We start from the raw sequence: 21598 nt of genomic DNA, 5'->3' as shown, positions 1-21598 counted from the left end.
CGCTATCCGTTGTGCTACCGCTAATGACGCTTCCTGCTGGGTGCTGTATACGCTTACCGGCAGCTTCTCGTACCGGGTCTCTTCCAATAAATTTAATCGGGCCATAATTTTCTAAGAACTTGTGTTTTAGCTATATGTTGAATAAAAAAAGTCACTATACAAAAAACCCCCGCCGAAACGAGGATTTATCAAACCAATTAACAAAATCTTTTAAACCTCACCGACATAAGGCTAAAGTAAATTCCGTTGAGTAAAATGCTATACATTGTGTTACAAACTTAATAAAACTAAATTTCAATTTAAAGTACTTTTTAAATTTTTTTAATAAGTAAAAGATATGACCTGATTATTATTCCCGGATTAAATAAAAACTAAGAGAGTTCCTGATGGGCAGGAACTCTTTAGTCAATTGTAAAACATAAATATGAGAGAAGAGAGTTGCAGGGGCGAGAGTTGAACTCATCCATTGCTGCCGTATCAGCGCCTGCTATAGTTATTAAATGAACCACCATTTACAAACCATCTGCAGCAAATATAAATAATAAACTATTAAATCTATATATTTAGTAGATTAAAATAAATAATTAAATCAAATCGGCCCTCTCCGTACATCCGAGCATAATTTTTTATCTTTACCCATCCAAAAATTTTTTAGCATATAATGAGTGAAGATCTGAATCAAAACGATATACCCGCCAATAATGACGAAAAATTAAATCACAATGTTACCTCACTTGACGGGTTATACGAAAACTGGTTTTTGGATTATGCCTCTTACGTAATTCTTGACCGCGCCGTTCCGCACATCAATGATGGCTTAAAACCTGTACAACGCCGTATTCTGCACTCTTTAAAGGAAATGGACGACGGGCGCTTTAACAAGGCTGCCAACGTAATTGGTAATACCATGAAATATCACCCCCATGGCGATGCATCTATAGGTGATGCCATGGTACAAATAGGGCAAAAAAACCTGCTGATTGATTGCCAGGGAAACTGGGGCGACCCGGTAACAGGCGATTCGGCAGCGGCACCGCGTTATATTGAGGCGCGTTTATCAAAATTTGCTCTTGATGTTGTTTTTAATGCTGATACTACTATTTGGCAGGCCAGTTATGATGGCCGTAACAAGGAGCCCATTACGCTGCCTGTAAAATTCCCTTTGCTGCTGGCCCAGGGAGCCGAAGGTATTGCGGTAGGTTTGGCCACCAAGATATTGCCGCATAACTTTATTGAATTGCTTGATGCTTCAATAGCCGTATTAAAAGGCGAGCGCCCTAACCTGGTGCCCGACTTCCCTACGGGTGGTATGGCCGACACCTCTATGTATAATGAGGGGCAGCGCGGTGGTAAGGTGAGGGTGCGGGCCAAGATTGTAGAGCGCGATAAAAAAACGCTGGCTATTACCGAGATACCTTTTTCAACTACAACCGGCAGTTTAATTGATAGTGTAATATCTGCCAATGATAAGGGCAAGATCAAGATCAAAAAGATTGAGGATAACACGGCCCAAAACGTTGAGATCATTATTCACCTGGCACCTGGGATATCGCCCGATGTAACTATCGACGCGCTGTACGCCTTTACAGATTGCGAGGTATCCATATCGCCAAATACTTGCGTTATCCAGGATGATAAGCCGCGCTTCATGAGTGTGAATGATATGCTCACCGAAAGCACCTTCTTCACCAAAGACCTGCTTAAACAGGAACTGGAGATCAGGCTGAAGGAGTTGATGGAGAAAATATTCTTTAGTTCATTACTAAAAATATTTATCCAGGAGGGCATGTACAAGCATCCTGAATACGAGGGCTCGGGTAACTTTGAAACTGTACTGGAAGTGTTGAACCGTTTGTTTGAACCTTTCTTTTCGCAGTTTTACAGGGAGATATTACCCGAAGACTATAAAAAACTGATAGATAAGCCAATGAGCAGCATCACCCGCTTTGATGTTAAAAAAGCGGATGAGCTCATGAAAACGCTTGAGAACGAAATAAAACAGGTTAAACATCACCTGAAACACCTTACCGATTATACCATTGCCTGGTTTGAAAAGCTGAAAGAAAAATATGGTAAAGATCGTGGCCGTAAAACCGAACTACGCACCTTTGATAAGGTAGAGGCTGCACAGGTTGCCCTTGCCAACGTAAAACTATATGTAAACCGCGAAGATGGTTTTATAGGCTCGGGACTTAAAAAAGATGAGTTTGTGGGCGATTGCTCCGATATTGATGAGATCATAGTTTTCAGGGCTGATGGCCGTTGCATTATTACTAAAGTGCAGGATAAGGTATTTGTTGGCAAGGAGATCATTCATGTAGCCGTGTTTAAAAAGAACGACGAGCGTACGGTTTATAACATGATATATAAAGATGGTACCAGCGGTATCAGCTATATCAAGCGTTTCTCGGTTGTGGGCGTAACCCGCGATAAGGAATACGACCTTACCAAAGGAACCAAGGGCACCAAAGTACTTTACTTTTCGGCAAACCCTAACGGCGAAGCCGAGGTGGTTAACGTGCAGCTTAAACCTCACTCCAAACTCAAGAAACTGCAGTTTGATGAGGATTTTGCATCGATCGCCATTAAGGGCCGCGGATCAATGGGTAATATTATTACCAAGTACCCGGTTAAAAAGATCATACTTAAAACCAAGGGTGTATCAACACTGGCCGGCCGTAAAATATGGTATGATGATATTTTAAAACGCCTTAATGCCGATAGCCGTGGTAAATACCTGGGTGAGTTTGATGGCGACGACCGGATACTGACCGTAATGAGCAACGGTATTTATGAGTTGACCAGTTTTGATCTGAATAATCATTTTGATGATAAAATGATGCTGATCGAAAAGTATGATCCTAAAAAGGTTTTCTCGGTTATTCACCTGGATGGTAAATCAAAAAATTACCTGGTTAAGCGCTTTGTGTTTGAGAACATTGTACTGGGCAAACAGGTAAGTGTTATTAGTGAAGAGCCGGGCTCAAAACTGATCATGCTGGCTAAAACGGCACCTCTGGTAAGCGTGGTGCAGCTTAAAGGTAAAGATCAAACACCGGAAACCGTTGAACTAAACCTTGCTGATTTGATTGACGTGAAAGGCATGAAGGCAATGGGTAACCGATTGTCGCAATTCCCGGTAAAATCAGTTGAATTAATTTCTGAGGGCGAAAGTGCAGAAGAAGCGGTTGATGTGGAAGAACCAGAAGTTGAACCGAATGAGGAAAACGGCACAGATGAATCGCCTGAGCAATTAGCTGAAGAAACATCTCTCCCAAAAGCGGAGCAGGCAAAACCTGATGAAAAGTCGGCTTCTACCTCTGAGCAACCAACTAATACACCGGAGCCTGAACATAAGGAGCCGCATAAGAAAGTCGACTTTGAGATCACCAACCCCGATGATATTGATATAGACGATAAAGGGCAATTAGGATTGTTCTAAACATAAAAAAGCCTCCTGATAAATCATCAGGAGGCTTTTTTATGTGGAGCAAATTATAATATCAGGATCAATACTAAAATGATGATGATAATTGCACCTACTGAAAGGTAAATACCACCACCGCCAAGGGCGTTTGCTTCGTGTTTAAGGCCTTTAAGCTCATGACGCAGTTCTTTCTTATCTTCCCTGGTAAGTTCAGACTTGTCCATCGCTTTTATTTCGTTCACTCTTGCTTTAATTTCTTCTACGCGGGCTTGTTTTTGCTCGGTGGTCATGCTGGCTATTTGCTCTTTGCTTAGTATGGTTAAAGCACCATCGGTAGCGGTAGAAGCATAACTATTAAACGCGCCAATAGAAAGCAGCATGGTAAGAGCAATTAGATAGATCTTCTTTTTCATAGTGAGTAATTTAAATATGTATCGTTTTAAATATGTGTTTAATTATTGTAAATAAAAAAGTGAGTAAAATGTTTTGTTATTGCACAATATTTTACAAAAAAGCGTTATTACAGACTTATAAAATAAGGTGCTTCAAAAACATGCCCTGCATGCAGCGATTGTATGGCTTCTTTTTTATTGATGTTTACCTGGTGGTTTTCGGTATCGGCGCAGCCAAGCCATGGCTCAATGCACACAAAGTCGGCACCGGGTTTGGCCCACAATCCCATATAGTTATAATGCGGAAACTCTACCGATATGGATTGGTCATGTTTTTTGCTTTTGATGCTGATCATCCTGGAGTTCAATTGTTTAAAAACAAGGGCATCGGCATCAAACAGATGGCGGGTTAAGTATAGTTTATTGCCGGGAGTAGGTACCGTATGGGTTTCGCCTGTAAAAAAGCCATTGGCCGATAGCATATTTGCTTCTAAATGTTCGTCGGTTTCAAACTCCAGGTAATAATCCTCATAGCTTTCACCCTTAAAAAACGGAACGTTGAATGCAGGGTGCGCCCCAACAGAAAAATATATGGTCTTTTTATCCAGGTTAATCACTTTGTGCGTAACGCGCAGCGAGTTATCAATAAGCATGTACAAAACCTGGTAATCAAACTTGTATGGGTATACCTGCAGCGTTTTTTCGCAATATGGTAACGAGAAACTGGCCGATACTTCATCGGCTTCCAGCAATATAAATTCAGATGTTCTGGCAAATCCGTGCCGGTTCATTTCATAGGCCTGTCCGTCAACCATAAGCTGGTTATTAATTAAACCACCAACAACCGGGAAAAGGTTAGGGGAGTGCCATGGCCAAATGTTGGCATCGGCTTGCCAAAGGTGTTCAACGCCGGTTTTTTTGTTATAAAACGAACTAAGTTGAGCGCCCTTCAGATCAATGGTTACTTTAAGATATTCGTTTTCTAATACAGTCATAAGTCAACGGTAATTATTCAGAAAAATTAACTATTACGCATCCAAGTTACAATGATTTTTTGTGAAATAAACAGGTAAATCAATGTTCATAATTAATATAAATAAGCTATAAGGATTTTTTGAAGGATGGATGATGGATAAAGGATAACTCTTTTTAGAATATTCAAATTATTTTTGGCTAAAGCCCTCGTGGTTTTTGTTTATCTCCGTTCACTAAAGTGGAACGGCGATGAATCGTGCTGGTATTGGTACGCATGCTTCTGTTCATTGCCGTTTGGCTTCAGCCAACGGTATATTTATATCTGTAATGAAGGCTTTAGCCAAAGTTTTTACTGCTAATGTGTTTTCTATTTAAAAGACAATGAATCCTCAACAGAACCCGGTATAAACATTATATTTGCAATGCTTAAACATAACAAATATGAATTTTGAGCAACTTCAACAGCAAATAGCCTTTATCCACGAGATTGATAAAGTAAAGTACATCCAACGTAAAACCCGCCTTTTTAACAGTAACCGAAATGAAAATGATGCCGAACACAGCTGGCATTTAGCGGTAATGGCCATTATATTGGCCCAACATGCCAACGAACCCGTAGATACCCTGAAAGTAGTAAAGATGCTGCTTATTCACGATGTGGTTGAAATTGACGCAGGCGACATTTTTTTGTATGATACCGTATTGAATCACTCCAACTCCGAAGCGGAACGCAAAGCTGCCGAACGCATATTCGGTTTGCTGCCACCAGAGCAAGCTGCCGAACTGATTGCCATATGGGAAGAGTTTGAGGCCGGTGAAACACCCGAAGCTAAATTTGCCCGTTCCATGGATCGCCTCGAGCCGCTACTGCAAAATGTATCAAACAATGGCGGAACGTGGCAGGAGCACAACGTAAAATATGAGCAGGTGGTGCAAAAGAAAAGCGTTATTAAACAAGGTTCAGAAACGCTTTGGACTTTTGCTAAAACCTTGATAGATGGCAGCGTGGAAAAAGGAATATTAAAGAAAGAGGAGTAGGCGATAAAAAGGCATAGCCGTTGATTTGAATGGTGTATAAAAGACTCATCCGCCCGTTGCTTCGCTCGGGCACCCGCTCTTCGCCTTCGGCGGAAAGAGGGAACTTGAAAATGGGTGAAACATAAAGGAATAAAGAATTTTTTCTACACCCTCTTTCCGCCGAAGGCGAAGAGAGGGTAGACAAGCGTAGCGATGTCGGGGTGAGTCGATAGATAGCCAGATTTTATGAACTATTATTAAAGAAAGAGGAGCGGCGTTAAAACCCAAAGGAAGCATCGCTTTCCGGGTTATCAAGCTTGGTGCTCTTGCGCAGGCCACCAACGGTTACATGCAGCATATTGATCTGCTCAGGATGTTCGCTGAAAAGCAGATCGTCGTGTACTTCAAACTTTTTTACCTTGCTGATGCCTTTAACCTCAAAATAGGTCCAGGCAGCATCTTCCTGAATTTCATAGCCAACGTAACTTAGGGTAACCAGCTTGCCATCGGCCTTAATGATCAGGTGCTTTTTAATGTAATCGGTTAGCAGCTGGTTTACTTTATTTTTATCGGCAGGCTTCACAATGTCAACCCGGGTGTGGTATTGTTTTTCGAGGGCATGTTCCAGATCGTCATAAAACATGCGGCAGCTTACCTCTACAGATTGGGTGCGCGAGTTGTGGTTTATTTCGGTAACACTAACGAAAAACGGGTGAAAAAAGCTTAGCCAGCTGATGAATATTAATTGCAACATGATTGCGTTAAATAGTTTTATTTTACACAAAAAACGCTATTTTTATTCGCAAACACGAATTATACTGCATGGATGAGTTTTCTTTGTACTTCCAGTTAGGCTGGCAGCACATATGTAATTGGGAGGGATATGATCATATTTTATTTGTGACAGTGCTATGCGGTACCTATCTCCTGGCCGACTGGCGCAAAGTATTGGTATTAGTTACTGCCTTTACTATTGGTCATTCTATAACGCTGGCTTTGAGTGTTTTAAATATTATACACATCAACACCTCACTTATTGAATTTCTGATACCGGTTACCATCGTATTTACCAGTTTGGTTAACGTGCTCAATAAAAAACGCACGGCAATTACTATGCGCCTTAATTATACACTGGCGCTTTTTTTCGGACTTATACATGGTATGGGCTTTTCAAACTACCTCAAAAGTTTACTGGGCAGCAGCAGTAATATTACCGCGCAGCTGTTTGCTTTTAACATCGGGCTTGAGTTTGGGCAGGTGTTAATTGTAATATCTGCGTTACTTTTCTCGTATTTGCTCATTAAGTTTGCCCGGGTGGCACAGCGCGAGTGGACAATGTTCCTCTCTTCGGCTATATTTGGAATTGCTTTTATCATGTGCATTGAACGCTTTTTACTCATAAAATTCAGATGAATAAATTTTACCTCTCTTTACTTTCCTGTACTTTATTAACCACTGCCGCTTTTGCGCAGTATGACAACAACCCAGGTTCAAATCATGGCAACAGGTTTGAGCAACTGGGCACCATGGTATCCACACCGAATGAATACCGCTCGGCATCCGGTGCACCCGGCCCAAAATACTGGCAGCAAAAGGCCGATTATGACATCAGCGCTACCCTTAACGATGATAAGCAGCGTTTAGATGGTGTTGAAACCATTAACTATACCAATAATTCGCCCGATCCGCTTACTTACCTGTGGTTGCAGCTTGATGAAAATCAGCATAAAAAAGATGCTGAAAGTGCCAAGTTTGATGAAAGCAAAATGCAAAGCAAAATGAGCATGCGCCAGCTGCAGGCCATTATGGGCCATGATCTGGATCTGGGTAATCATATCGTGAGCGTTAAGGATGCTAATGGTAATGCTTTAAAGTATACCATTAATGAAACCATGATGCGTATTGAACTGCCGGTAACTTTACAGGCAGGGCAAAAAATCCGTTTTAAAATTAACTGGTGGTATAATATATCTGACCGTTTAACTATTGGCGGTCGTGGCGGTTACGAGTTTTTCCCGGAAGATGGCAATTACCTGTACACCATGACGCAGTGGTATCCACGCATGGCCGTTTATAGCGATTTCCAGGGCTGGCAAAACAAACAATTCACTGGTCGCGGTGAGTTTGCTTTAACCTTTGGCGATTTTAAAGTAAGCATGAATGTGCCTGCCGATCACGTTGTAGGTGCTACCGGCCAATGCTCCAACTATGCGCAAACATTAACCGCTTCACAGCTTAAACGCTGGAACGCGGCGCAGTCGGCTACAAGTCCTCAGGAAATTGTTACGCTTGATGAGGTTAAGCAAAGCATGAAAAGCCATGCCACAGCCCGTAAAACCTGGATGTTTCATGCAGAAAATGTACGTGACTTTGCCTGGGTATCATCCCGCCGCATAGTTTGGGATGCTATGGGCACCCAGATTGACGGAGGTAAAAAAGTGATGGCCATGTCTTATTATGGCCCCGAGGCTTATCCATTATATCGTAAATATTCAACCAAAGTTGTAGCACACACGCTTAAAACATATTCAAAACATACCTTCCCTTATCCATACCCGGTTGCTATTTCTGTAGAAGCATCAAACGGTATGGAATACCCGATGATCTGCTTTAACTATGGCCGTGCGGAAAAGGATGGAACCTACAGCGAGGCTACCAAGAATGGTATGATCGGTGTAATTATCCACGAAGTTGGGCACAACTTTTTCCCGATGATCGTAAACTCAGATGAGCGCCAGTGGACATGGATGGACGAAGGCTTGAATACTTTTTGCCAGTATATGGCCGAGCAGGAGTGGGACAGCAAATTCCCGTCGCAACGTGGCCCTGCCTATAAAATAGTTGATTACATGAAGCTGCCCAAAGATGAATTGGAGCCTATCATGACCAACTCAGAAAACATTGTGATGTTTGGCCCTAACGCCTATGCCAAGCCCGCAACAGCTTTAAACATTCTGCGCGAAACCGTAATGGGGCGCGAACTGTTTGACTACGCCTTTAAAACCTACGCTCATCGCTGGGCATTTAAACACCCTACACCTGCCGATTTTTTCCGTACCATGGAAGATGCTTCGGCAGTTGATCTGGACTGGTTTTGGAGAGGCTGGTTTTTCGGCACCGAGCCTGTTGACGTATCTATCGATAGCGTAAAATACTATCGCCTCAATACTAAGAACCCGGCTGTTGAAGCCACGGCTGATCGTGCACAGTTTGATCGTAACCTGGAGAATATCAGCACCACCCGTAACAAAGAGGCAGGAACCAAATTTGCTGTTGAGGCAGATACTTCCCTGCAGGATTTTTACAGCAAATGGGATCGTTTCGCGGCAACTCCTGTTACCACACAGAGCTATCAAACCATGTATAACGCCCTGAGCCCAGATGAAAAGAAGCTTTACGATAGCAAGAGTTATTTTTATGAGGTCAACTTCAGTAATAAAGGTGGTTTAGTTACCCCATTAATTATTGAATGGACTTACACCGACGGCACTAAGGAGCTTGAAAAAATACCGGCATACATATGGCGTAAAAACGAATTTAAAATAAGCAAGGTGTTCGCTAAGACCAAAGAGGTAAAAGGCCTTAAGCTTGACCCATACCGCGAAACCGCTGATATAGATGAAACCAATAACAGCTGGCCGCGCGAATATCAGCCATCAAGATTTGAGCTGTTTAAGCAACAAACTTTGCCTCGCGGCGCTACCTCAGGGCCTAACCCAATGCAGGAAGCCAGGAAAAATCAATAACAAAAAAGTCCCCGATAATTATCGGGGACTTTTTTGTTTATCAACAGATTTTATAATGTTGGTACAGCGGTGAATATACCTGAGTAATATTTGCGGTAGGCGAGGCCCAAAAACAAATTAAGCAAAATAACAGCTGTGCCTATAGGTACGCCATAAGGCGCCAGGATCAAGTGGAATAAAAATATATTCACTGAAATAGGGAAAAGGATCAATAAAAAGAACGCGGTATAACGATTAAACAATATGGCCAGTCCGCTCACAATTTCAATAATTTTCATGTACTGGAAAAAGTAACCTGAGCCCCATAGTCCGCCACTAAAAGCCTGTGCCTTGGCCGACATTGGCGGTGGTGTCATGGGAATAAACTGGAAAAAGAAATTAAGACCAAATACTACGAAGATGAGACCCAGCAAAACGCGGGCAATTAATACTGCAATTTTCATGAATTTAGGTTTTAGTGAAAGTGTACTTACTAAATTAATGATTAAATTAACATATTCAAATGGTGCATTTGTGCATGAATTTGACTGACATTATTTAACAATAATGCTATTAAGTGGTACTGCACATTTGTTATCCGGCCAAAACTGAATAAATTTGCCGGGCAGTATACATCAATTATAAAGTCTCGTTTTTTAGAAATTGACTTTATGATACATCCTCGGCATTATGGCCATTTATAAAATGAAAAAAATATCTTCTTATCTAATATCATCCTTATTGATCTTAAGTGCCTGTTCATCGGCTAAAAAAGTAAATACTACAGCAGTTAATACTCCTGCTGGTAATACAAATTCAGGAAACACATCTATTGCTAATGATGGTAAAGTATGGGCCTCTTTATGGCAGCAACGGGCGGCCGAATATCGCGCGCTATGCTTTCAGGCTTATAATATTGCTAAGTTACGGGTAGATGAAGGCGTTAAAAAAGTAAGCACCAAGCCATTGGCCATTGTTACCGATATTGACGAAACGCTATTAGACAACAGCCCCTATGATGCAACCCGCGCCCTACAAAACGAGGAATACAGCGATAAAACCTGGAAGGGGTGGACAGATAAAAGCAAGGCTGATACAGTACCTGGAGCACCGTCGTTTTTGAAATATGCGGCTTCTAAAGGCATCACCATATATTACATTACTAACCGAAACGAGAATGAACGCGGTGCCACCTTATATAGCCTGCAGCATTACGCTTTACCCAATGCCAATGATGAGCACTTGTTGCTTAAACAGGATAATTCAAGTAAGGAAAGCCGCCGCCAGGAGGTGTTAAAAACACATGATATCCTGCTGCTATGTGGTGATAACCTGCCCGATTTTGATCTGCTGTATGATAATCATCCAACCGAAGAAAGCCGCATGGTCACTACTCAAAAACTTCAAAAGGAATTTGGAAGCAGGTATATCGTGATACCAAACATTTCTTATGGCGATTTTGAGGGAGCTTTGTTTCAGTATAATTATAAGCTGAACGGCGCTCAAAAAGATTCCGTGATCAGGGCCAAAATTAAAATTGACCAATAGTAAAAGGGATTCTCCTTAAAAAATATACTACCAAAACATCAAAGCCCCGCTTAGCGGGGCTTTGATGTTTTAAGATGTTACTGTGAGCGTTGATCAGCCTTAGAATAACATTTCTTGCGGTGGCGTTACTCCTTTTAACCTGAGGTATAAAGTAGCTTGCCCGCGATGGTGTGTTTGATGTTCAAAGCCTTTTGCAAGCAGTAAGCCTCGGGTTGCTTTCTGCTTGCCTAAAGTTACTTCTTCCGCAAATTGAGCTTCGGTTAGGGCCTGTGTAACACCTATTGCGTAATCATAGCTGTCTAATACGGCTTTGGTGGTAGCCTCTTTGGTTGGCTCGATTGTTTTTTCTAACGATACGCCTTTAGCCAGCGGACTTGGTTTGCCGCTTACGAGGCTTAAAAAAAGATAGTTAGCATCGGCCAAATGCAGCATCTGCCCCGCAAAGGAACGAACCTCTGGTGTGGCTTTAAAAGTATAGCCATCGGCAGGCATGGCGTCTAAATAGGTTTTGGTGTACGCTTTGGCGCGTGTCCACTCGCTAATAATTTGGTCTTTGGTTAGTTGTGCAAATGCCGCGGTACAAGTGCATGTAAGCATCAGCAACAGGAATGATATTTTTTTCATGATGGTTTGGTATTAATTGATTAAAAATACAGAGAAAATGTAAATTATTATAAAGCTAAAGATAAAACCCAATCCATGTTAAAATAAAGATGGATAAATAAGAGGTATTGCATTTTAACAGATATAGCTTATATTTATCTAATTTAAAGGCTCAAAATAAGGCCTTTAATAGGTAACTTAAGGCTTGTCAATACGATGTTATAACTGTATAAAAAACAGCAATAATGTTGAAAAGATGTCAAATATTGCAACAAAGTGTGTAAATGACACAAATAAATTGCAAATTTGTGATCTTCATAATTTCAGTTAACACCCTGTTTAACTATGAGCGAAAAGACGATACTGGTTTGGTTTAGAAATGACTTGCGGATACACGATAACGAAATTTTGTTAGAGGCTGTCAGGAAGGCTGATAAAGTATTGCCGGTATATTGTTTCGATCCTTATTATTTTCAACGTACACCATCGGGTGCTTCTAAAACAGGTAATTTCAGGGCCCGCTTTCTTTTAGAAGCCGTAGCCGATCTGCGTAAGAATCTGCAGGCTTATGGCGCCGATCTGATCATCAGAACAGGAAATCCAGCCGAAATACTTCCAAAACTCTCAGAGGAATACCATGTGAACGAGGTATATCATCACCGCGAAGTAGCCTACGAAGAAACCGAAATATCGGAACAAGTGGAGGCTGCTTTATGGAAAATGAGGCTTAACCTTAAACATTTCATCGGGCATACGCTGTATCATAAAGAAGATCTTCCTTTTCCTATTAAAGACATTCCGGATAGCTTTGCCGTTTTTAAGAAAAAAGTAGAGCGCGACAGTAATGTACGCCCGGGGGTACCGACTCCTGATCATATCATAACCCCCGAAATTACAGATGCAGGCGAGTTGCCAACCCTACAGCAATTAGGGCTTGATGAACCGACTGACGATCCGCGGGCTACCAACTATTTTCAGGGTGGTGAAACCGCGGCATTAATTCAGCTGCACAAATATTTTTCACAAACTGAGCAGGCCGTTAAGCCTAAAAACGCTCGCGGCATAGGGGCAAATAATTCATCTAAATTATCACCCTGGCTGGCTGTAGGCTGTATATCGCCAAGGCAAGTGTACTGGGAAATATTTAAACACAGCCAGGATAGTTACGCGCAAAATGCCAGTATGCTAAAGCTCGAACTCCTGTGGAGGGATTATTTCAGGTTCATGTTTAAAAAGCATGGGCAAAAATTTATCAAGGCAGAAACAACTGAAAACAACGGCCAGGCATCAGCTACCAACCAACTTGATTTTAATAAATGGGCAAATGGCGATACCGGCATACCATTTATTGATGCCTGTATGCATGAGTTAAATGCTACCGGTTTTATATGCAACCAATGCAGGCAAATTGTAGCCAGCTACCTTGTGCATGACCTGCATGCCGACTGGACCCTTGGTGCAGCCTACTTTGAAGAAAAACTGATAGATTATTCACCAGCCAGCAACTGGGGCAACTGGGCCTTTGTAGCAGGTGTAAATGACGCCAAGGAAAGCAAATATGTTATAGCAACACTGCAACCCAAAGATGCCGTGAGCGATTTTGTGAATACCTGGCAGCACGCCACCATTGATGAGGCTGGCGATATGGTGCATGCATAAAAACCTGTTAATACCTTATCTTCATTAAACTATTCCTCAAATTAGTACTCTATAAAATATCGCTTTTGCTCAATAATATGTGTTTAACGCGGCTATTGGCCAAAAGCAAATTTCTTTGCAATTAATTATGAAGTATATAAGCCTATATGCTTACTTTTGTACCGTTTTAAAGATCAGTTTCTCATGGATCGTCTCAATTATATAAATAGCGGCAACGCAGACTACATCAATACCCTATACGATAGTTATAAAGAAAATCCCGAATCTGTGGATTTTGGGTGGCAAAAATTTTTTGAAGGCTTTGATTTTGGCAGGGATACCCAAGCTGCTGCCGGAACAACCGCACCAAGCGCGGGAGATAAAACTCCTGATCACTTTTTAAAAGAGATCAACGTATTAAATATGATTGATGGGTACCGCTCACGCGGGCACCTGTTTGCCAAAACTAACCCGGTGCGCGAGCGCCGTCATTACTTCCCCGGGAAAGAACTGGATACTTTTGGCCTGAGCGAGGCTGATATGGATACCGTTTTTAACGCCGGTGTTGAAGTTGGTTTAGGAGCCGCAACACTCCGCGATATTCGTCAGTTGCTGGAAGATACTTATTGCCGTGCCATTGGTGCAGAGTATAAATACATACGGAACCCTATAAAGATCAAGTGGTTTGAGGAGCGTATGGAAAGCCGCCGCAACACACCTTCATTCACTATTGACGAGAAAAAGTTAATATTGGATAAGCTGAACGAGGCTGTAACCTTTGAAAACTTTTTAGGTACCAAGTTCCTGGGTCAAAAACGTTTTTCTCTGGAAGGTGCCGAAGCACTGATCCCATCACTCGACTCTGTTATTAAAAAAGGTGCCGACCTGGGTATCGAAGAATTTATTCTTGGTATGGCTCACCGCGGCAGGCTTAACGTACTTACCAACATCATGGAGAAAACCTATAAAGAGGTATTCTCTGAGTTTGAAGGTAAAAACTTTGATTCTGAATCACCTTTTGGCGGCGACGTTAAGTACCACCTTGGTTTTTCAACAGACGTTATCACATCAAACGGTAAAAAGGTTCACCTGAGCCTTTGCCCAAATCCATCGCACCTGGAGGCTGTTGATCCGGTTGTTGAAGGTATTACCCGTTCAAAGATCGACTTTAAATACAATGGTGATCACTCTAAGATCGCTCCTATATTAATTCATGGCGATGCTTCAGTAGCAGGCCAGGGAATTGTTTATGAAGTTTTACAAATGGAAAAACTGGATGGCTACCGCACAGGTGGTACCATTCACCTGGTTATCAATAACCAGATAGGTTTTACCACCAACTATAAAGATGCCCGTTCAAGTACTTATTGTACCGATGTGGCTAAAACAGTGCTGTCACCAGTATTTCACGTAAATGGTGATGATGTTGAGGCATTGGTTTACGTAGTGAACCTGGCAATGGAATACCGTCAGGTGTTTAATGAGGATGTGTTTATCGATATTTTATGTTATCGCCGTTATGGCCATAATGAGTCTGATGAACCAAAATTCACCCAGCCATTATTATACAAAGCCATTGATGCACATCCAAACCCGCTTAAAATTTATAACCAAAAATTGGTTGACGAAGGTAGTATTGATGCAGGTTTCCTGAAATCAATCGAAAAAACCTTCCGCGATGAGTTACAGCAAAAACTGGATGAGATAAAATCGGAAGACAGATTTACAGAAACCATAGCCATGTTTGAAGGTGCCTGGAGCGGTTTACACTTAGCCAGCCACAAAGAGCTTGTTTCGGCAGTGGATACTTCAGTACCAAAAGAGGAGATCATTGAGATAGGTAATAAAATCACCACTTTGCCTCCTAAAATGGAGTTTTTCAAGAAAATTGAAAAACTGTTTGAAGACCGCAACAACATGGTGAATAATACCCAGGTATTTGACTGGGCTATGGCTGAATTGCTGGCATACGGAACCTTGTTAAAAGATGGTTTCCCGGTAAGGCTGAGCGGCGAGGACGTTAAACGTGGTACTTTCTCTCATCGCCATGCGGTACTTACCCTAGTTGATTCTGAAGACGAATACACCCCGCTGGCCACCATTGATACCGAGGCTAAGCTAAGTATATATAACTCATTACTATCTGAGTATGGTGTTTTAGGTTTTGAATACGGCTACGCGCTGGCAAACCCTAACGCCCTTACTATATGGGAAGCGCAGTTTGGCGACTTCTTTAACGGCGCGCAAATTATTGTTGACCAGTATATAGCCAGTGCCGAAACCAAATGGCAGCGTGGTAATGGTTTAGTAATGTTGTTACCGCATGGATATGAAGGTCAGGGCCCTGAGCACTCATCTGCACGTGTTGAGCGTTTTATGGAGCTTTGCGCCGATGATAATATCCAGGTAGCCAATTGTACTACACCTGCAAACTTTTTCCACATATTACGCAGGCAAATGCACCGCGATTTCCGCAAGCCGCTGATCATCTTTACACCAAAAAGCTTGCTGCGCAGCCCTAAATGTGTATCACCGATAGAGGACTTTACCAACGGTAAGTTCCACGAGCTGATTGACGATACTTACGCTGATGTTAAAAAGGTAAAACGCGTACTGCTTTGTACCGGAAAGATTTACTATGACCTGTTAGAGAAACAGCAGACTGATAAACGCAAGGACGTAGCCATTGTGCGTATAGAACAATTGTACCCAACACCGGTTACACAGATATTGAAAATTAAAGCTAAATACGATAAAGCTACCGAGTTTATCTGGGTACAGGAAGAACCTGAAAACATGGGTGGATGGCCTTACATTTGCCGTAAATTCCACAATGATAAATTTTTAAGGCTGAATGTGATCTCCAGGATCGAAGGCAGTAGTACAGCTACCGGTTTTGCCAAACAGCATGCCGCACAGCAAGCCTATATAGTTTCAAAAGCGTTTGAAGCACCGGCAGGTAAAGCAGTTAAGGAAGTAATAAAGAAAACAACAAAAAAAATGGCTGACGCCGGAGCGGATTAATACGTTGTAAGTATTACGTTGTACGTTTTGCGCAAGTATAAACGTGCAACCAGAACGTATAACGTACAACATAAAACGTACAACCCTCTTTACAAATACAATTACTAAAATATGAGTTTAGCGATCAAAGTTCCGCCGGTAGGCGAATCAATAACAGAAGTAACCCTATCGAGCTGGAAGAAAAAGGATGGCGACCACGTGGAAATGGATGAGGTTATTGCCGAATTAGAATCAGACAAGGCCACTTTTGAAATCACTGCCGAAAAAGCAGGCACTTTACAAACAGTTGTCAAAGAAGGCGATGTTTTAGCTATTGGCGCTGTTGTTGCCAATATTGAAGAGGGTGCCGCCGCTGCTGCCCCTACAAAAGAAAGTGCACCTGCTGCCCAGCCTCAGGCTGCCGCTGCTGCACCTGCTCCGGTAGCTGCTGCTCCTGCAACTGGTGGTGGTTCGTTAGAAATAAAAGTTCCGCCTGTAGGCGAATCAATTACTGAAGTTACTTTATCTCGCTGGATCAAAAAAGATGGTGATGCCGTTGAAATGGATGAGCCATTAGCCGAACTGGAATCAGATAAAGCTACTTTTGAACTTACTGCCGAAAAAGCAGGTATATTAAAAACCTTAGCCAAAGAAGGCGATGTGTTGCCAATTGGCGCGGTAGTTTGCACCATTGAAGGTGCGGGCGCTGTTGCTGCATCTGCCCCGGTAACACCTGCTGTTGTTAGCGCAACAGACGAGTCGCCACGCGGCGGTGCTGTTACCACTACTGAAGGTGCTGTTACTTATGCTTCAGGTACTCCATCGCCTGCTGCTGCCAAAATACTGGCAGAAAAAGGTGTTGATCCGAAATCAGTAAATGGTACCGGTGTTGATGGCCGCATTACCAAAGGCGATGCTCTTGGTGCGCAAACTCCGGCTGCTCAGCCTGCTGCTGCACAACCTGCCGCCGCTCCGGCCCCTGCCGCTGCACCAGTTGTAGCAGGCGAAAGAAGCGAAAAACGTGAAAAAATGACCTCGCTGCGTAAAACAGTTGCCAAACGTTTGGTATCTGTTAAAAATGAAACAGCTATGCTTACCACCTTTAACGAGGTTGATATGCAGCCGATCATGGAACTGCGCGGTAAATACAAAGATAAATTCAAAGAAAAACACGGCGTTGGCTTAGGCTTCATGTCGTTCTTCACCAAGGCTGTTACCGAAGCCTTGAAAGACTGGCCTGCTGTAGGTGCACGTATTGAAGGCGAAGAAGTAGTATACAGCAATTTTGCTGACGTATCTATCGCTGTATCGGCTCCTAAAGGTTTGGTTGTTCCGGTGATTCGCAATGCTGATAGCATGAGTCTTGCCGAAATTGAAAAAGCCATTGTTGTATTAGCAGGTAAAGCCCGCGAAAATAAATTGACCATTCCTGAAATGACAGGCGGTACATTCACCATCACTAATGGTGGTGTGTTTGGTTCTATGCTGTCAACGCCGATCATCAATTCACCGCAGTCGGCTATATTGGGTATGCACAACATTATTGAGCGCCCGGTTGCTGTTAACGGCCAAGTGGTAATTCGTCCGATGATGTACTTGGCTCTTTCATATGATCACCGTATCATTGATGGCCGCGAATCGGTAAGCTTCCTGGTACGTGTAAAACAATTACTGGAAGACCCAGCAAGATTATTGTTAGGCGTATAGTTTCCCTGATATTATCATATTTAAAAAGCCCGGTTACTTGTGTAACTGGGCTTTTTGTTATATAATTTGTAAGTGTTCTGGAGAAATAAAATGGAAGAATGATGGGTTGAAATACTCGAAAAAGCGGACTGTCAACCTGATCCCCTTCGAAGAGTAGGGCGCAGAGGCCTGCCCACCATGCTTCGACGAAGCTCAGCATGACAGCTTTTTTTAACACTGCTATTACTCTTGAATGGTACAAGAAAGATTTTCATCGGATGTGGTTATTTATTGAAACAACTCATAACTATCTCCCTGCCACCGCACAATTCCCACCGCACCACTTCCAAAGGCGGGAATTAAAAATCTTCCTAACATCTGTAGCCATCTTTAGAAACATCTATTCTAATTACTGCGATAAAATCATAAATAATGGTGGCATTTTCGGTAAACATTTCTATTTTTGCCAAACATTAAACAATAGTACAATGGAGTCAACACAAAACGCTAATTCAGAGCAACATTATAAAATATTGGTTATAGCTATTGCCATAGGCATTACAGGTGTTTTCATTCGTTTTTTGGGCGATGAGAACTCTACCTATTTTTCATGGATAGCGAACGTGTTATTGATTTTAGCTGTAGCTATAGGTTTAAGAACCGTTTTCAAGATCATCGAATAATTATTATTCCCGATATTATAAAAAAAGCGTTGAGATTACCTCAACGCTTTTTTTATGCCCAGTTTTTTATTTGGGCCTATATTTTGACTGATTCAATATTTTTTGAGCGTCCTTTTCGGCCATTAGCTGGGGCAGGGTAACTTCAGGATGTTTGTCCATATATTCCCGCACAATTTGCCAGCCAGTCCAAACCGCAAGTTTGGGTGCCGATTCATTTCTTTCACCCAGTCCCGGGGTAAATGGTGCTTCCGATAGATATTTCTGAATTTTAGGATAATCAGTTTCGTACAATAGATTTTCTTCCAGGAAATAGGCCCATATTTTTCCTTTAAAATCATTGCACCATTTCAGTTGTTCGGTGGTATAACCAATTTTTGTTGTGTCGGCAACATCGGGCATAATACGATCCATAAAATACATGATCTTGCCGTTGTATATCATTTTGCCCAGTAATGAGCGGTCGGCATCATCTTCCGGAAACATATCTTCACGGGCCATACCCTCCACCACCCGCGGGGTAATATTATCGGGCGTGAAATGTCTTGATAAATAATGCGGGAACGCATTGGTAAGTGCGGGATAAAACCTTGAATTGGCCCCTAAAAATAGATCGAGCCCAATGCCGAAATAGCCATCACCGATAGAGGTTTGTGCCTGGAAACCCGAAAAATAGGCATATACCTTTGGTAGTTTCTTTTGAGGATAATAATATTTAATGTATTTAAAGGCTTCGGTAAGGCTGGCGTTTTGCGCATCCATGTTGGGGTAGGTGGCCTCTACATCGTGCTTAAGATCAGTGTATGCTTTGCCATTAAAAACTTCACGCAGGGTTTTAAAATACACGGTGTCGTTGGTGCTGCCGGCCTGCAGAACGCGGCTTATAAAATCGGGATAAAAGGCGCCATACTTTTGCTGCAGGTATGCAGCTTGTGTGCCCATGGGTTTGGTACGCATGGCATCAAAATCTTGGTCAAAGCGCTCTATCTTAACATCAGCCTGAATATTGCTCAGATCAACTTTTTTGTTACGTCCGCATGACGCTAATATCAGGCCGATGGAAAAAATTAAGTAAATTTGCTTTGCGTTGAAACGGGTAGCTGTCATGGTTATCCTTTGAGCAAAAATAATTTTTATTTGTATTAATACGTTAGTATAATACTAAACATAAAACCATTGTGAGTTAAACGTAGCGCACAGTAGCTTTATCACTTTCAAAGAAATAATTATAATTGATGAAAATTGCATTAGCCCAGCTCAACTATCATATAGGTAATTTTGAATCGAATACCGCAAAAATTATTGATCATATACAAAAAGCTAAACAAAACGGTGCCGACCTCGTAGTGTTTGCGGAGCTATGCGTTTGTGGTTACCCCGCACGCGACTTTTTGGAATTTGATGAGTTTATTGGTTTGTGCGACGACGCTGCAAAAAACATAGCTGCCGAATGTACCGATATAGCCTGTATCATTGGCCTGCCAACATTTAATCATAAGGACGAGGGTAAAGACCTCAGTAACTCTGCATATTTTATTGAAAACGGAAAGGTAAAGGCTATTGTAAATAAGGCCCTGTTGCCTAATTATGATGTGTTTGATGAGTATCGCTATTTTGAACCATCAACCGAGTTTAATTGTATTGAGTTTAAGGGTAAAAAAATAGCGCTTACTATTTGTGAGGATCTTTGGAATACCATCGAGAATCCCTTATACGTAACAAGGCCAATGGATAGCCTTATCCACCAGCAGCCTGATGTGATGATCAATATTGCGGCATCGCCGTTTTCTTATAATCATGATGAAGAGCGTATTGCCATATTAAAGGATAATGCCAGCCGTTATCATTTACCGCTGCTTTATGTGAACCATGTTGGCGCACAAACCGAGCTGATATTTGATGGCGGATCATTAGTGTTTGATAATACCGGCAAGCTGATTGACGAAATGCCATACTTTGAAGAAAGCATGGCTTATTATACTTTAAATGACGATGCTTCAATAACCTTTGAGCATCCTACAACGCTGAAAACTGAGCGCCCGAGCGATATAGAACAGATACACCAGGGTATTATATTAGGTATCCGCGATTATTTTTATAAATCGGGCTTTAAACAGGCCATACTTGGTTTGTCGGGCGGTATTGATTCGGCGGTGGTTTGCGCGCTGGCTGCGGAGGCACTTGGCGCTGAAAATGTGATGGCTGTGTTATTACCTTCACGTTTCTCCAGCGATCATTCTTTAACCGATGCTGAAGACCTGGTGAAAAACCTGGGCTGCAAAAGCGAAACTATAGCCATTAAAAACATTACCGAAGCTATTGAAACTTCCCTGCATCCGCAGTTCAATAACCTTCCGTTTAACATTGCCGAAGAGAACATTCAATCACGTACACGCGCTATTTTATTGATGGCAATGTGCAATAAGTTTGGTTACATTTTGCTGAATACCAGTAACAAGAGCGAAGCTGCGGTGGGCTATGGAACTTTGTATGGTGATATGTGCGGTGGTATATCTGTAATAGGCGATGTATACAAAACACAGGTATTTGAACTGGCAAGGTACATTAACCGCGATCAGGAGATCATCCCTATAAATTCTATCATTAAACCACCTTCGGCAGAGTTAAGGCCTGATCAAAAAGATACTGATTCGCTGCCTGAATATGACGTGTTGGATAAGATACTGGCTGAATATATTGAGAACCGTTGTTCATCAGCTGAAATCATTAAAATGGGTTATGACGAACATACCGTTCGCCGGGTGATCAGACTTATTAACCTGGCCGAGCATAAGCGTTATCAAACCCCACCTATACTCCGGGTATCGCCTAAGGCATTTGGTATGGGGCGCAGGATGCCTATTGTAGGTAAATATCTTTCATAATTTACTTAAAATAAACAGT

Annotated in this window: 16 protein-coding genes and 1 pseudogene; 10 read left to right on the top strand and 7 right to left on the bottom strand. The window is 42.1% G+C overall.

Features of this window, described 5'->3' with window-relative positions:
- Nucleotides 1-105 (bottom strand): annotated as a pseudogene (locus QWZ01_RS15215) (glucosamine-6-phosphate deaminase); the annotation flags it as partial.
- A gap of 556 nt (nucleotides 106-661) precedes the next feature.
- Between QWZ01_RS15215 and QWZ01_RS15210 the strand changes: the two are divergent.
- Entirely contained in the window at nucleotides 662-3442 is a 2781-nt protein-coding gene (locus tag QWZ01_RS15210) for a DNA gyrase/topoisomerase IV subunit A (protein ID WP_290324570.1), read from the top strand.
- A 53-nt stretch (nucleotides 3443-3495) separates the two neighbouring features.
- Here the strand turns inward: QWZ01_RS15210 and QWZ01_RS15205 are convergent, their stop codons facing one another.
- Both QWZ01_RS15205 and QWZ01_RS15200 read right to left on the bottom strand, forming a co-directional pair.
- On the bottom strand, nucleotides 3496-3840 hold the full coding sequence (locus tag QWZ01_RS15205) for a hypothetical protein (RefSeq protein ID WP_290324568.1): 345 nt from the start codon (nucleotides 3838-3840) through the stop codon (nucleotides 3496-3498).
- Between the two features lie 107 nt (nucleotides 3841-3947).
- On the bottom strand, nucleotides 3948-4814 hold the full coding sequence (locus tag QWZ01_RS15200) for an aldose 1-epimerase family protein (RefSeq protein WP_290324567.1): 867 nt from the start codon (nucleotides 4812-4814) through the stop codon (nucleotides 3948-3950).
- Nucleotides 4815-5235: 421 nt separating this feature from the next.
- On the opposite strand from QWZ01_RS15200, the gene QWZ01_RS15195 reads away from it, so the two are divergent.
- Nucleotides 5236-5832, top strand: coding sequence for an HD domain-containing protein (locus QWZ01_RS15195; protein ID WP_290324565.1), 597 nt, complete (start codon nucleotides 5236-5238; stop codon nucleotides 5830-5832).
- A 256-nt stretch (nucleotides 5833-6088) separates the two neighbouring features.
- On the opposite strand, the gene QWZ01_RS15190 is transcribed toward QWZ01_RS15195, so the two are convergent.
- Nucleotides 6089-6565 carry a DUF6702 family protein gene (locus tag QWZ01_RS15190; protein ID WP_290324563.1) on the bottom strand — a complete coding sequence of 159 codons (477 nt, stop codon included), beginning with the start codon at nucleotides 6563-6565 and terminating at the stop codon, nucleotides 6089-6091.
- 68 nt (nucleotides 6566-6633) lie between these two features.
- Here QWZ01_RS15190 and QWZ01_RS15185 point away from each other — a divergent pair, with 68 nt between their 5' ends.
- The gene (locus tag QWZ01_RS15185; protein ID WP_290324562.1) at nucleotides 6634-7224 is read left to right on the top strand and encodes a HupE/UreJ family protein; all 591 of its coding nucleotides are present in this window, start codon (nucleotides 6634-6636) and stop codon (nucleotides 7222-7224) included.
- Nucleotides 7221-9557, top strand: a complete 2337-nt coding sequence (locus tag QWZ01_RS15180) for a M1 family metallopeptidase (protein WP_290324559.1) — start codon at nucleotides 7221-7223, stop codon at nucleotides 9555-9557. The genes QWZ01_RS15185 and QWZ01_RS15180 overlap by 4 nt, the downstream gene beginning before the upstream one ends.
- Before the next feature lie 50 nt (nucleotides 9558-9607).
- Here QWZ01_RS15180 and QWZ01_RS15175 read toward each other — a convergent pair whose 3' ends face one another.
- Nucleotides 9608-10000, bottom strand: coding sequence for a DoxX family membrane protein (locus QWZ01_RS15175; RefSeq protein WP_290324557.1), 393 nt, complete (start codon nucleotides 9998-10000; stop codon nucleotides 9608-9610).
- 241 nt (nucleotides 10001-10241) lie between these two features.
- Between QWZ01_RS15175 and QWZ01_RS15170 the strand changes: the two genes are divergently transcribed.
- Nucleotides 10242-11084, top strand: coding sequence for a 5'-nucleotidase, lipoprotein e(P4) family (locus QWZ01_RS15170; protein ID WP_290324555.1), 843 nt, complete (start codon nucleotides 10242-10244; stop codon nucleotides 11082-11084).
- A gap of 99 nt (nucleotides 11085-11183) precedes the next feature.
- Here QWZ01_RS15170 and QWZ01_RS15165 read toward each other — a convergent pair whose 3' ends face one another.
- Nucleotides 11184-11708, bottom strand: coding sequence for a DinB family protein (locus tag QWZ01_RS15165; RefSeq protein WP_290324553.1), 525 nt, complete (start codon nucleotides 11706-11708; stop codon nucleotides 11184-11186).
- A 324-nt stretch (nucleotides 11709-12032) separates the two neighbouring features.
- Here QWZ01_RS15165 and QWZ01_RS15160 point away from each other — a divergent pair, with 324 nt between their 5' ends.
- The 4 genes from QWZ01_RS15160 to QWZ01_RS15145 all read left to right on the top strand — a co-directional run bounded on the left by QWZ01_RS15160 (nucleotide 12033) and on the right by QWZ01_RS15145 (nucleotide 18697).
- Entirely contained in the window at nucleotides 12033-13346 is a 1314-nt protein-coding gene (locus QWZ01_RS15160; RefSeq protein WP_290324551.1) for a DASH family cryptochrome, read from the top strand.
- A 183-nt stretch (nucleotides 13347-13529) separates the two neighbouring features.
- Entirely contained in the window at nucleotides 13530-16349 is a 2820-nt protein-coding gene (locus QWZ01_RS15155; RefSeq protein WP_290324549.1) for a 2-oxoglutarate dehydrogenase E1 component, read from the top strand.
- Between the two features lie 111 nt (nucleotides 16350-16460).
- Nucleotides 16461-18035 (top strand): 2-oxoglutarate dehydrogenase complex dihydrolipoyllysine-residue succinyltransferase, encoded by a 1575-nt coding sequence (odhB, locus tag QWZ01_RS15150; RefSeq protein ID WP_290324547.1) that lies wholly within the window; start codon nucleotides 16461-16463, stop codon nucleotides 18033-18035.
- Between the two features lie 467 nt (nucleotides 18036-18502).
- Complete coding sequence (locus QWZ01_RS15145) at nucleotides 18503-18697, top strand: hypothetical protein (RefSeq protein ID WP_290324546.1); 195 nt, start codon at nucleotides 18503-18505, stop codon at nucleotides 18695-18697.
- A gap of 66 nt (nucleotides 18698-18763) precedes the next feature.
- On the opposite strand, the gene gldB is transcribed toward QWZ01_RS15145, so the two are convergent.
- Nucleotides 18764-19801: a gliding motility lipoprotein GldB gene (gldB, locus tag QWZ01_RS15140; protein ID WP_290324544.1), complete on the bottom strand. Its 1038-nt coding sequence runs from the start codon at nucleotides 19799-19801 to the stop codon at nucleotides 18764-18766.
- Nucleotides 19802-19929: 128 nt separating this feature from the next.
- Between gldB and QWZ01_RS15135 the strand changes: the two genes are divergently transcribed.
- Nucleotides 19930-21579 carry an NAD+ synthase gene (locus QWZ01_RS15135; protein ID WP_290324542.1) on the top strand — a complete coding sequence of 550 codons (1650 nt, stop codon included), beginning with the start codon at nucleotides 19930-19932 and terminating at the stop codon, nucleotides 21577-21579.
- Nucleotides 21580-21598 lie beyond the last annotated feature (19 nt).

The sequence above is a fragment of the Mucilaginibacter aquaedulcis genome (assembly GCF_030409325.1).
GTDB classification, from domain to species: domain Bacteria; phylum Bacteroidota; class Bacteroidia; order Sphingobacteriales; family Sphingobacteriaceae; genus Mucilaginibacter; species Mucilaginibacter aquaedulcis.
Note: the sequence above shows the minus strand (reverse complement) of the source record. Positions and strands in the feature narration are given on the sequence as shown.

Bases quoted from the DNA above. Each gene is read 5' to 3' on its own strand.
- QWZ01_RS15180 (WP_290324559.1), top strand. From the start codon at position 7,221: ATGAATAAATTTTACCTCTCTTTACTTTCCTGTACTTTATTAACCACT.
- QWZ01_RS15135 (WP_290324542.1), top strand. From the start codon at position 19,930: ATGAAAATTGCATTAGCCCAGCTCAACTATCATATAGGTAATTTTGAA.
- QWZ01_RS15190 (WP_290324563.1), bottom strand. From the start codon at position 6,565: ATGTTGCAATTAATATTCATCAGCTGGCTAAGCTTTTTTCACCCGTTT.
- QWZ01_RS15175 (WP_290324557.1), bottom strand. From the start codon at position 10,000: ATGAAAATTGCAGTATTAATTGCCCGCGTTTTGCTGGGTCTCATCTTC.
- QWZ01_RS15205 (WP_290324568.1), bottom strand. From the start codon at position 3,840: ATGAAAAAGAAGATCTATCTAATTGCTCTTACCATGCTGCTTTCTATT.
- QWZ01_RS15195 (WP_290324565.1), top strand. From the start codon at position 5,236: ATGAATTTTGAGCAACTTCAACAGCAAATAGCCTTTATCCACGAGATT.
- QWZ01_RS15145 (WP_290324546.1), top strand. From the start codon at position 18,503: ATGGAGTCAACACAAAACGCTAATTCAGAGCAACATTATAAAATATTG.
- QWZ01_RS15200 (WP_290324567.1), bottom strand. From the start codon at position 4,814: ATGACTGTATTAGAAAACGAATATCTTAAAGTAACCATTGATCTGAAG.
- QWZ01_RS15210 (WP_290324570.1), top strand. From the start codon at position 662: ATGAGTGAAGATCTGAATCAAAACGATATACCCGCCAATAATGACGAA.
- gldB (WP_290324544.1), bottom strand. From the start codon at position 19,801: ATGACAGCTACCCGTTTCAACGCAAAGCAAATTTACTTAATTTTTTCC.
- odhB (WP_290324547.1), top strand. From the start codon at position 16,461: ATGAGTTTAGCGATCAAAGTTCCGCCGGTAGGCGAATCAATAACAGAA.
- QWZ01_RS15165 (WP_290324553.1), bottom strand. From the start codon at position 11,708: ATGAAAAAAATATCATTCCTGTTGCTGATGCTTACATGCACTTGTACC.
- QWZ01_RS15170 (WP_290324555.1), top strand. From the start codon at position 10,242: ATGAAAAAAATATCTTCTTATCTAATATCATCCTTATTGATCTTAAGT.
- QWZ01_RS15185 (WP_290324562.1), top strand. From the start codon at position 6,634: ATGGATGAGTTTTCTTTGTACTTCCAGTTAGGCTGGCAGCACATATGT.
- QWZ01_RS15160 (WP_290324551.1), top strand. From the start codon at position 12,033: ATGAGCGAAAAGACGATACTGGTTTGGTTTAGAAATGACTTGCGGATA.
- QWZ01_RS15155 (WP_290324549.1), top strand. From the start codon at position 13,530: ATGGATCGTCTCAATTATATAAATAGCGGCAACGCAGACTACATCAAT.